Genomic DNA, 6,453 nt, shown 5'->3' on the forward strand with positions numbered 1-6,453 from the left:
TTATCGGCCGGCCACTTGTGGGCTATGCCCGCAAGAACAACCCGATCACGGTCCCTACGCAGATGCTTGCTTCATGGGCTAAAGACTCGTCTCCTATGTGGTTTCAATCGTCTCACGACATCGACTTAATGCTGTGGTGGTTTGACGACGCGCCCAAGGACGTGGTGTGCACGGGAGTAAAGCAGGTGCTTAAGTCGCGGTACGGTTGGGACACGTGGGATGCCATGCAGGGGCAACTGCGTTTTCGCAACGGCGGTGTGGCCACGTTCGAGGCCGCATGGATCTATCCCGAGGGGCATCCGTCCATGCCCGATTCGTTCATGTCTATCGTGGGCGAGCAGGGCCATATCCAAATCGATCGCAAAGACGAGGCCGTCGAGATGAGCAGTCCCGAAGGGTTTCGTTGGCCGCGTTCGCTGCTGAACTTTAAGGTCTATGATCAATGGGTCGGCGCGTTTCCGTCGTGTATTTCCAGTTTCATTGACGCGGTGCAGGATGACCGTACGCCATACGTAACCGCGAAAGATGGCTGGGCCGTTACAGCGGTGCTCGAAGCGATGCACACGGCTGCCGACACGGGCGAGCGCGTGGCCGTGTCTACGCTGGAGTTGGCGTAGCGCGGCCTGAAGTCTCCGCGCGTACAGGTGCGCGCCGAGAAGAGCCGACGCCAAAAGTTCGAACCGCGAGAGAGTATTCTCTTGCCTGTCATGCTGAGCGGGGGACCGCGCCAGCGCGGGTTTTGATGGTGGAAACAACAGGCAGGGAGTCGGCCCTGACTCGGCATCGGACAACATGTGCTCTCGTTCACTACTCACCCCCCCTGTTCCTCCTGCGCGCCGCACGGCGCAAAACATAGTAGCCTGGCGCGGCATAGCCGCAACCAAAAGAGACTCAACCACGGATGAACACCGACGATTTGACTCGACTCTCCAGAGCGCTGCAAGCGCGAAATACTCCAGCCTGGGGTGAGATTCGCGTCAACGACGCGAATTGAAACCCCAGGTACCCGCCACCACCCAACGAGCGCCCTGTCAGGGCGCAAGCAACACGCCGCGCTCGGCGATCGCGGCGCTGTCTACCGGGGTCGCGTTTCGGCAAGTCGGCTCATGCAGGGTCCATTGCGTTTGTGCCCACGCCGCGCGCCTCTTCCCTCTTGTCATTCCGAGTCCGCCCAAGGCAGACGAGGAATCTGGCTTAGAATTCTCGCCCATGCGCGGAACACCATATTCGCGCCTGCCCCATGCATTTTGTAGCGCCCGGTCTCCGCCGACACACCTGTCGGCACGCCGGGCGTCTCCCAGCGCTCACCACATCCAAGCAAATCCGAAATCCGCGGCCAACACGCAACGCTTCAACAACTTGCTCCCCAAATACGTAACTTTTTAACGATCTTGAGGAATAGGGACCTGGGGCAGCAACCCACCCTAACGACTGCTCTGAAGGTGCGCCACATGCAAGAGACTCGGCTCGTTTCTTAGGAGCGACAGCGAAGCATCTGGCTTGAGAATCACTCGGTTCGTCATTGTCAGATCCTTCGTCCGCCGGAGTCGGACTCAGGATGACAAATGGGGACATATTGCGTGTCTGCGTTGCGACCGTTTAACACAGGCTACGCGTTACACGCAATCTGAGGTGTATACTACGCCGCGCTCGCCGAGCGCGGCGCTACCGAGTATCCGTTATGAGCGAGGACCTGCGCTGCTGGTCGCGGGCGAGTCAGCGTACAAGTCGTCTACGGCGCGGGAATGTGACCGCACTCACGGCCCATCCAATACGGTAGAAACAAATCGATGCCCGGCGTCTCGTAGGGCACGTCTTCGTCGCGATGGCTCAACACGGGTGAACGCTGCCAGATGAAATCGCTTTCGGGACGTTCGCGGGATAATAGTGCGTACTTCAACAGTTCCGGGTTATCCTCGCGCTTTTCGTAAGCGGGATTGTTTCGGTAGTCGACCTTCTTGAAGTAGCGAGGCGGCGCAGGCATATCGATGAGCTGCCCCTGCAACACCGCAATCGCCTTCGCGTCAGTGTCGCCGGTCGCATCGAGGTAGATGGCCGCAAAATGCGGGTTCAGCGTGTCTGCAAGCTCGTGATACGATTTCCGCAAAACTTCCTGCAACCCCGCTTTGGTCGCGGGGTCGTCTTCAAGCATTGTCAGCGTGTACATGCGAATGAAGTTGAGGTTGTTCGCGAAGTACTCCTTGTAGGTTACCGGGTATACGCGTCCGCCCCGGGCAATTGCGTCGCCAACAAGGGTGTAATACTCCTTCTTCACGTCGGCAAAGACCTCGGGACTCACCGAAGACAGCAAACGCATCCAGCACAGCTTGAACGAGGGCGTTGGATTGGTCTTGTGCCCTTTTCCGTCGATCACCCAATACTCGTCTTCCACGAGTCGCTTGCCGATGGTCTCGACGATGGTCTTTATCTGCTGGCGCGTATCCGGATCGTCGACGTAGACCCACGCCGTCGCCAATCCAAAGCTCGTGCCGTCGTAAGTGTCGCGCGAGCTGTTTCCAAGCCAGACCAAGTCGGTGTACGGCTCGACGCCTTGGTAGGCGCATTTGCCTAGGCCGGGGCGCTCGGGGTCTTCGCCGCGCCCGTAGACCTTGTAGTACTCGCGATAGGCCTCGTTGTTTGCAGCGCCGGCATAGCGCGCAATGTAACCAACGCGTCCGCTCACCCGAGTCAGCAAATCGAACTTCTCCAAGACGTTCTTCACGTCCTGCAAAGCCTGCGGGTCTTTCGTGACCTTGTACCGGAGGGCAATGGCCGCGAGATAGTGCCCGGCCCAGCACGCGCTGTCGCCGATGGTTTCGTAGCGGAAGGGTTTCGAGCGCGAATAGTCGGTCCAAAAGACATCAACACTCAGGCCGTGGGGCAGGCAGTACGCCTGGTGGTCTTTCAACTGTTGCTCCGACTTCTCGAAGAGGGCCTTCGACTGTTCGGGTGACATCGCGGGCCACGCAGGCGATTCGCCGCGCGCGATGCCGCGCAGCGCGGTTTCCTGATCCGGAGTGAGTCCCTGCGCGTGTGCGGGCATGACACTCGACGCAGCGGCGACCAATGTAATGACAATCGCAAATGAGACGATGTGTCGTGTGGAGTGAACAGTCATGGAATTGTCCTTCATTCTGCGCGTGGATGCGCTGTGCTAGAATTTTAGGTGTCCGCCAGTGCGCAATAACGGCATGCCCGGAGGAGTACCGTGACGTACCGGAATCGTGCTATCGGAATCGCGGTCCTCGTGGCCTTGGCGGCCCTCGCCTCAACCGCTACAGCATACTTCGTGCGACAGTCCAGACTCAATGCAGCGTGTGTCGACATTTAGTCGTGGCAGCAGTGGAATAAGACGATTACTCGTGCCGACCTAGCCACCACGATTGTCTGCTGTTCACCGCGTAGCCCGAAGGCGATACGCGACATACAATAAAACTATGAAACCCGTCCTCCCGCAGGTGCTTAGGCAAGTCAAAACATGCCTCCTATATGTATTAGTCATTTATTTTCAGTCACTTGCGAATTTTCGCATCTAGGCATGTGATACAGTTCGGTTGGCAACAGTTTTCGGGGGCTGTGGCTCGGTGGGATAAGGGGATTGTCAGGGGATTTTCAGCGGACTTGACGCGAGATCCGAATGACTGCACGAGCCAAAGCGAGACACGCCAACAGCATCGTGATGCGGAAGCATTAAGGGGTACGCCTCCGCCACCCATTAACCCAGCTTGTCGGAAAGCGACTTGTTTTGCAGGTCCAGACGAACAAGGGGGTACGTCCAATGGCGGGCGCAATTCTACGGACAATGGCTATCATCACCACCGTTGCGGTCTTTTCTGCGCTTTGGTGCCGAGGACCTCTCAAGAATTGGCAGTGTGCCCAGAATTTAGAGCAGATTGGGGCAGCGCTGCAAACGTACGCACAGCATGACAAGTCTGGCGACTATGCTCCTATGTCGCGTACGCCGGGCTGTCTAATGTTCTCGCCCAAGGCACTAGGTTCCGAAGCGATGCAGAAGGCGCCGTTGCTTATTTCGTACGTCCACCCTCACCGGAGTGTATTGGAGCGGCGCTGCACCAACGCGTCACTCTATGTCTTCGACGACAACAGCTATTGGTATCTGGGGTTTGCGTTCGCCAACGAGAGGTCAGCGAACGAATGGCTTGAAGCGTGCAAAGAGGCGGCACAGCATCGCGAGCCTGTCAACGACTTTGAGCGGGAAGCGCGACACGGAGGCAGTTGCGAATGGAGGTCTAAAAGGGCGATATCGTCCCGTCTTGCGACGGGCAGATGGGCGGGGTTCCGAGCGAGCAATGAGATTGTCTACGCCCATCTCAAGGAAAACATCGGCGATACACTCTCTCCGTTCGACGATGGCCGCGAGAAGGAAGCGTACTTCAAGAGCATCATCCCCGTCATGGTGGAGCGCCCGGAATTGCACGGCAATGGGGGCCACGTCCTCTATCTGGACGGGCATGTCGAGTTTGTTCCCTATCCCGGGCAGTTTCCCATGACACAGAAGTTCATTGAGGGACTGCGGTCACTGGATCGGCTGCCGAATTAGGTGAAGAATAAGGCAGGTAAGATGCCTGCCACACATTCTTGTCGTCAGTACGATCTATATCAGGTTGACGTAGCCGGGAATCGCGATCGCGCAGTCGGGCAATTCACCCAATTCGAGTCTAGCGGGACTGAGGTCGAGTTTCGACTCTTCCATGGCCCACTGCCAGGTGACTTCCTGGCCGGTGTAGGCGGCGAGGCGTCCGATAATGGCGGCCATGGTGCTTTCAGCAATAGCGCGGCCCTCGTTGAGCGGTTTACCCGCGCGAATGCTCGCGATGAGGTCGGCGTGTTCCTGCACGTAGGGGTTGGCCGGTTTTCCCTCGAACTTGTATTTCTTCTTTGCGTTAATCTGACCTGCCGGATCGGAGGTCCCCTTCGTGCCAACCACCCACTCATTGACACGGTGGTAGGTACCCGCGTTTTGCCGGCACATGCTGGTGACGCGAACGCCATTCGGATATTCGAATTCGACCGCGAAGTGATCGTAGATGTGCCCGAATTCGGGACCTGTCCGTTGTTGGCGTCCCCCCATGCCCATGGCCTTGATGGGATGGGATTTCAGAACCCAGTTCATTACGTCGATGTTGTGCACGTGCTGTTCGACGATGTGGTCGCCCGACAACCAGGTGAAGTAGTTCCAATTGCGGAGCTGCCACTCCATGTCTGACCAGCCGGGCTGGCGCAGGACGGGTTCGTAATAGGAGTAGTCGCCGATCCAGTAGCATTCGGCGGAAACGATGTCGCCGATAGCGCCATCGTGAATGCGCGTGATGGTCTCCAGATAGTTGGCTTGATGGCGGCGCTGCGTGCCCGCGACAATTCCGAGGCCCTTGGTCTTGGCAAGTTCCGAGGACTCTAGAATCGAGCGTATGCCAACAGGGTCCACGGCGACGGGTTTTTCCGAAAAGACGTGCTTGCCCGCTTCGAGGGCCGCCTTGAGGTGCGCGGCTCGGAAGGCGGGAGGCGTTGCGAGGATGATGTAATTAACGTCGCACTGAAGGACTTTCTGGAAGGCGTCAAATCCTGCAAAACACGTTTCGTCCGTGACTTTGTACGCGTCGCCAAGCTGGGAGAGCTTGCCTTTGCACTCCGCAATTTTGTCGGGGAAGACATCGCCCAGCGCGACGACAGAGACGTTTGGCGACGAGTCGATGCAGTCACGAACGGCACCGGATCCACGGCGTCCACACCCGATAAGGCCGATACGAACGGGTTGCGCTTCAGCGGCACTCGCAGACGCCGCTCCCCACGCCCACGCTGCCATGCCCAACGCGGAACTGGTCTTGATAAACTCGCGCCGAGACTGTGCCGCCAACTGATTCGACCGCTTCTCCATTGCTTGCTCTCCCTTGTTCGCCATCCGGTACCGGCTTGGGCGCATTATACGAAAGCCGGATCCTCAATATCTTGGGTGATAGTTCGCAATTTGCACCGGTGCGATTGAGCGCCAACGCAAATTGCTCACGTGCAAGAATCTGAGGTTATGCCATGAGGATTTCTCTCAAACACACTCTGTTTTCGGAGAACCGCTTTATTTTTCGCCGCAAGTCTCGCGAACACAACGGTTACGAGAGAGGTTCAAGTGTGTTCGTGAGAAATCCGGGATAGAACCGTGGAAAGCTCAGGACCGAATTGGAGGTTGGATTCGACTTCGCGGTCTAGGAAACTGTTGACTGAAATACGTCAACAGGATATGATTGCGTTTCGGAAGGCAAGCTGGCAGTCAGGCTCAGGCCCCCCTTGTATCGAAGGTTGGTGGCTTTGTTGTTAGGAAAGGAGTGTTTCCATGCGTCAACGAGCCGTGGTTTGGATGGCAGCCGTGTTGGTGGGACTGGCCATGGCGCCCGCCGCGTTCGCGGGTGACCTAAACCTCTGGATTTCCTACCATTTCAC

4 protein-coding genes are annotated in these 6,453 nt (G+C 57.6%); 2 read left to right on the forward strand and 2 right to left on the reverse strand.

Going from position 1 to position 6,453, the window contains the following annotated elements:
- The coding region (locus tag K1Y02_24410; GenBank protein MBX7259526.1) for a gfo/Idh/MocA family oxidoreductase at window positions 1-617 on the forward strand (617 nt) is incomplete at its 5' end.
- A gap of 1,115 nt (window positions 618-1,732) precedes the next feature.
- Here K1Y02_24410 and K1Y02_24415 read toward each other — a convergent pair.
- On the reverse strand, window positions 1,733-3,118 hold the full coding sequence (locus K1Y02_24415) for a hypothetical protein (protein ID MBX7259527.1): 1,386 nt from the start codon (window positions 3,116-3,118) through the stop codon (window positions 1,733-1,735).
- 660 nt (window positions 3,119-3,778) lie between these two features.
- Between K1Y02_24415 and K1Y02_24420 the strand changes: the two genes are divergently transcribed.
- Window positions 3,779-4,561, forward strand: coding sequence for a hypothetical protein (locus tag K1Y02_24420; GenBank protein MBX7259528.1), 783 nt, complete (start codon window positions 3,779-3,781; stop codon window positions 4,559-4,561).
- Between the two features lie 54 nt (window positions 4,562-4,615).
- On the opposite strand, the gene K1Y02_24425 is transcribed toward K1Y02_24420, so the two are convergent.
- Window positions 4,616-5,896, reverse strand: coding sequence for a Gfo/Idh/MocA family oxidoreductase (locus K1Y02_24425; protein ID MBX7259529.1), 1,281 nt, complete (start codon window positions 5,894-5,896; stop codon window positions 4,616-4,618).
- Window positions 5,897-6,453 lie beyond the last annotated feature (557 nt).

The organism is Candidatus Hydrogenedentota bacterium (genome assembly GCA_019695095.1).
GTDB lineage: Bacteria > Hydrogenedentota > Hydrogenedentia > Hydrogenedentales > SLHB01 > JAIBAQ01.

Bases quoted from the DNA above. Each gene is read 5' to 3' on its own strand.
- K1Y02_24415 (MBX7259527.1), bottom strand. From the start codon at position 3,118: ATGACTGTTCACTCCACACGACACATCGTCTCATTTGCGATTGTCATT.
- K1Y02_24420 (MBX7259528.1), top strand. From the start codon at position 3,779: ATGGCGGGCGCAATTCTACGGACAATGGCTATCATCACCACCGTTGCG.
- K1Y02_24425 (MBX7259529.1), bottom strand. From the start codon at position 5,896: ATGGAGAAGCGGTCGAATCAGTTGGCGGCACAGTCTCGGCGCGAGTTT.